4 protein-coding genes and 1 pseudogene are annotated in these 4743 nt (G+C 50.1%); all 5 read left to right on the top strand.

Translation table 11 applies throughout. The annotated features are described in order from the left end of the window. Positions 1 to 128: 128 nt before the first annotated feature. Entirely contained in the window at positions 129 to 923 is a 795-nt protein-coding gene (locus tag WAO31_RS07080) for a sugar phosphate isomerase/epimerase family protein (RefSeq protein WP_509591902.1), read from the top strand. Further along, the gene (locus WAO31_RS07075) at positions 920 to 1783 is read left to right on the top strand and encodes a phosphogluconate dehydrogenase C-terminal domain-containing protein (RefSeq protein ID WP_509591900.1); all 864 of its coding nucleotides are present in this window, start codon (positions 920 to 922) and stop codon (positions 1781 to 1783) included. The genes WAO31_RS07080 and WAO31_RS07075 overlap by 4 nt, the downstream gene beginning before the upstream one ends. Beyond that, positions 1773 to 2543 carry an SDR family NAD(P)-dependent oxidoreductase gene (locus tag WAO31_RS07070; protein ID WP_509591898.1) on the top strand — a complete coding sequence of 257 codons (771 nt, stop codon included), beginning with the start codon at positions 1773 to 1775 and terminating at the stop codon, positions 2541 to 2543. The genes WAO31_RS07075 and WAO31_RS07070 overlap by 11 nt, the downstream gene beginning before the upstream one ends. After that, on the top strand, positions 2543 to 4306 hold the full coding sequence (locus WAO31_RS07065; RefSeq protein ID WP_509591896.1) for a D-apionate lactonase family protein: 1764 nt from the start codon (positions 2543 to 2545) through the stop codon (positions 4304 to 4306). The genes WAO31_RS07070 and WAO31_RS07065 overlap by 1 nt, the downstream gene beginning before the upstream one ends. 158 nt (positions 4307 to 4464) lie before the next feature. Further along, positions 4465 to 4743 (top strand): annotated as a pseudogene (locus tag WAO31_RS07060) (phosphoglycerate dehydrogenase); the annotation flags it as partial.

Raw genomic sequence — 4743 nt, 5'->3', positions numbered from 1 at the left:
GGTTACATGGGGACTTATCAGGATTATTTTTAGGGAGATTTGCCCACGACACCGATAACCTCTTGAAAGTACTAAACGAGGTCGTCGAAAACTTCAGCACCGAACCCCTAGCGACAGTGTAATTTCTTATGATCGGGCTCGGAAGCTACAGCTTTTTCTGGGAGCAGTCAGATAAGAATCCCAAGGCCCTGTCTCTAGATGAGGTTTTTACTCGAACAGTAGATCTAGGTCTGAACCTCTTTCAAATTTGCGATTACGAACCCCTTGAGCGGATGAGTGGTTCCGAACTAACAGAGGCTGCAGATTGCGCTCGGGACTTAGGGCTAGAGATTGAGCTTGGAACCAAGGGTATAGAGCCCGCTAGGCTAGCCAAATTTCTAGAACTTGCAAAGGTTTTTGACTCTAAGTTAGTGCGCAGCATGACTAACAACCAGACATCAAAGCCTGGAAATACTGAGGTCATTCAAATTTTGAGCCAGGCATTGAGACCATACGAAGATGCCGGGGTAGTCTTGGCACTTGAAACATATGAACAGATTTCCAGTTCTGAACTAGTCGAAATTGTTTCAACTGTGGATAGCCCGAATTTGGGTATCTGTCTAGATCCGGCAAATGTGGTGGCAAATCTTGAGCAGCCGAAGCACTGCATTGAACTCTGTGCGCCTTATGTTAAGAACATTCACGCCAAGGATTTTGCTTTTAATCGTCAAGAGGGCTGGGTTGGTTTTTCCTATAGTGGAGCGGTAATGGGTGAGGGCTTACATGATTACCCAAACCTTATTTCGATTGTCAAACCGCGTCAGCGCGGTATCAACGAAATTGTCGAGCATTGGCTTCCTTGGCAGGGGAGTATCGAAAAAAGTGTTGAAGCTGAAAAACAGTGGACCCAAATAGCGATTGAATATCTAAGGAGCGTCAAATGACCACAGATCTAAACTCACTAAAAATTGCAGTGATTGGTGCCGGCGGGAAGATGGGAATGCGAGTTTCTAATAATCTCGTGAAAACCAAGCACCAGGTTCTGTACGTAGAAAATTCACCAGCTGGGCAAGATCGAGTCTCTGAGGCCGGACGCACCCTCACCGATGCCGTTATGGCGGTTTCGGATGCAGATGTGGTGATTTACGCGGTTCCGGATTTAGCTCTAAAGTCAGTGACGGAGGCCCTGCTGCCCGAGATGAAATCTGGTTCTATAGCCCTAACCCTTGATCCAGCTGCTGCATATGCCGGTTTGCTGGCGACCCGTGAGGACATTGTTCAGGCAGTTGCACACCCCTGCCACCCATCGGTGTTCTTGGAAAGAACAACTCCTGAAGAGTACGCCGACACCTTTGGCGGCATAGCCGCCCCACAGGACGTAGTTGCTGCAATCGAATCCGACGACCCGTTCAAGCGCGATGTCGTGGAGGCTACAGTCAAGGCCATTTTTGCTCCTGTAATCGATGTTCACTGGGTCAGCGTTAAGCAACTAGCTCAGCTAGAACCAACGCTGGTTGAGACAATTGCGTGCATGATTGGAGCCCTTCTAAAAGAATCACTTCATGAAGCCGTCCACACCATGGGAGTGCCGGAGCCGGCAGCAAGGGCAATTTTGCTGGGCCACACTCAAGTTGCACTGGCGAATTCCCTGCGCGGAGATAACCCGTTTAGCGATGCCTGCATGATTGCAATGGCCTACGGTCGCAAAACAATCATCAGAGACGATTGGAAGAAAGTCTTCCAGGATGATGAGCTAGATAAAAACCTAGCTGCCATGTTGCACCTAGAAAAAATTGAGAGATAAAAAAATGGGTTCTTTAGAAGGCAAAACAGCTCTGGTCACCGGTGGCGCAGCCGGTATAGGTAAGGCGGTAGCCGAGCGGTTTATCGCCGAGGGAGCCCGCGTGATTATTGCAGATCGGGACGCCTTGGCTGCCAATGCTGTTGTGAAGCAGTATGGTGCATCGGCGATAGCGGTTGTAATGGACATCAGCAACGAGGGCCTGGTTGAAAAAACGTTTGCAGGACTCGAGAACATGGGCTGGAGCCCCAACGTAGTTGTGGCCAATGCCGGTGTGCAATTATTTGGTCAGGACGCCATGATTTCCGACCTAGATTTCGAAGTGTGGCAAAAAACTCTTGAGGTCAACCTGACCGGTACTTTTCTAACTATCAAGCATTCGATTCGCTCCATGCAAAAAAACGGCGGCGGCTCCATAATCGTGACCGGTAGCCCAACTGCCCTAAACGGTGAAGGTAAAGATTTCACCGCTTACAGCGCCTCTAAAGCCGGGGTCCACGGCATGGTCAGGGCCGTTGCTAACGCCTATTCCAGGGACAACATCCGCGTCAACACGGTGGTTCCTGGTTACACCGAGACACCGCTAGTTGCGGCAATAACCAATGACCCCAAGAGTCGTGAGTCAATTGTTGGCCGGATTCCCCTTGGCCGCGCCGGCCAAGCAAACGATGTCGCAGGAATCATGGTTTATCTAGCCAGTGACGACTCCGCATTCGCAACCGGGGCCGAATTTGTGGTTGACGGCGGAATGACAAATCTCTAGTGTCCACGGCTTGGCTTAGTTTTAATTCCCCGGAGCTCCAATGGAGCTCCGGCAATTGGTCAGTCAAATTGCGTGGGGACGAACATGCCGAGATTAGCTATAAAGGTCAAGTACTGTTACGGTCCGTTAGGGCGCTGATTCGTGACAAAAACTGGGGCACTCCAGATTTTATTGTCAAGAAAGTATCTGAGAGTCCAAACCAGCTGGAAGTCGAAATTACATCAGAAGGGTTTGATGCCCACTTTTCCGGGACGGTCAAGTTTGAAGTAAAGAACTCCACTGCTGAAATTCAAATGTCACTAACTTCCGGCAAGGATTTCTCGGCCAATCGCATTGGCCTCAACGTACTAATTCCTCCCGCGCTTGCTGGAACCGATTTGCTGGTGCATCACAGTGATCAGTCACAGGAAAACTCAAATTTACCCTTGAAGATCAGCCCGCACCAACCGGTATTTGATATTTCCGCACTGGCCTGGAACCAAGCGGGGCTGGATGTGACGCTTGAATTTAGTGGCGATGTTTTTGAAATGGAGGATCAGCGCAACTGGACTGATGCATCTTACAAAATTTACAGCCGTCCACTCAGTTTGCCTTTCCCATATTCCGTGGCAGCAGGTGAGCAGATAAGCCAAAAACTATTGATAACTGTTGATTCTGAAGTGGCGAATTCGCCTACGGCTGAGAAGAATACTGAGGCTAAGATCTCCCTAATGCCGGCGGGTATCTTCCCCGCAATCCAGCTAGGGGCATCATCCGCCCCAGCGGTTACCGGCGGTTATTTTGAAACCACTGCGCTAGTTGCCGGGTTCCCAGTCTTAGTTGAGGTTGACCTCAATACTCACAATTGGAAGTCGGCGCTGGAACGTGCGGCGGAGAATTTAGCTGGAATTGACCTCAGGGTAATCTGTGATGCTGGGGTCACAGCATCATCTTTCAATGATTTGTTGGATTCGATTGCTTCCTTGCATATTTCGCGAATTGCGGTTTTCGATTCCCTTCTGCACGTATCAACTGTTGAGACAAATCAGCTCCTAAAACAGCTGCTAGAAGCTCGGGGTATGAATCCGAAGCTCATTGTCGGCGCCAGATCCCACTTCACCGAGTTGAATAGAAACTTTTCTGACTTACCGGAGTTTCGGGACGGACTCACCTTCAGCATTTCACCTTTATTTCACGCTACAAACACGGAACAGTTGGTCGAATCGATCGCTATGCAGCGACTGGTAGCTAGTCAAGCGGTGGAGATGGCAGGCGGCAAGGAAGTTCACATTGGACCTATAACCCTTCGACCGAGATTCAATAACGTAGCGACCGAGAAGCCAGAGATCCCGGACGTGTCTGATTTATCAATCGGCTACGGTGCCGAGTGGTTCGGCACTAATGATCAGCGGCAGCAAAGCCCAGAGCTGGCAGCTTGGTTGGTTGCTAGCGCGGCGGCGACAAGTGTGCCCGGAGTGCACTCTCTCACCTACTTTGAACAGTGGGGGCCTCGAGGCATTGAATCGGGCGACGGTATAACTTATCCAGTCTTTGAGGCGGTCAAGCTGTTGGCAGAAATGACCGGTCGGTCTTTTCTTTCAGGTGGCTCCCCAGATGGATTGATTTGGGCTTTGAATTTTGTCTCGGGGGAAGTTAATGGCGCAGGGAGCCTTTTGGTGGTTGCAAACCTGAGGGGACAGGCCACTGAAGTTGAGCTCGAGATTAATGGAAACTCCAAAGTTGTAAATCTGAATCCTTACTCGTGGAATAGATTCAGCACCTAGGTTCCTTCGGGCAAACCTACGCAGGAGTCTTTTGTAGTCTGCTAACTCTTGCCTCGGCAAAGGGTTCAAAACTCTGGTACCGCCCCTTTTTGGCTAGACTCTTGGGTATTACTTCAATGACGCAGCTTATCTTGCCCGTACATACCTGAGGAAGCCCCTTGCCTAAACCAATAGTTCTGATCGCCGAAGAGCTTTCCCCTGCCACAGTTGAGGCCCTCGGGCCTGACTTTGAAATCAAGAACATTGACGGCACTGATCGTGCCGTACTTCTTTCTGAATTGGCTTCGGCAAGTGCGATCCTGGTTCGCTCCGCGACCCAGGTCAATGCTGAGGCCATCGCAGCTGCGAAGCAGCTGAAGGTTATTGCAAGAGCTGGTGTGGGACTAGACAACGTAGATATAAAGGCAGCAACCAGTGCTGGTGTGATGGTTGTAAAT

It is taken from the genome of Rhodoluna sp. (genome assembly GCF_049276775.1).
Classification (GTDB): domain Bacteria; phylum Actinomycetota; class Actinomycetes; order Actinomycetales; family Microbacteriaceae; genus Rhodoluna.
Note: the sequence above shows the minus strand (reverse complement) of the source record. Positions and strands in the feature narration are given on the sequence as shown.

Excerpts from the sequence above, each read along its gene's own strand:
- WAO31_RS07080 (WP_509591902.1), top strand. The coding sequence starts at position 129 with ATGATCGGGCTCGGAAGCTACAGCTTTTTCTGGGAGCAGTCAGATAAG.
- WAO31_RS07075 (WP_509591900.1), top strand. The coding sequence starts at position 920 with ATGACCACAGATCTAAACTCACTAAAAATTGCAGTGATTGGTGCCGGC.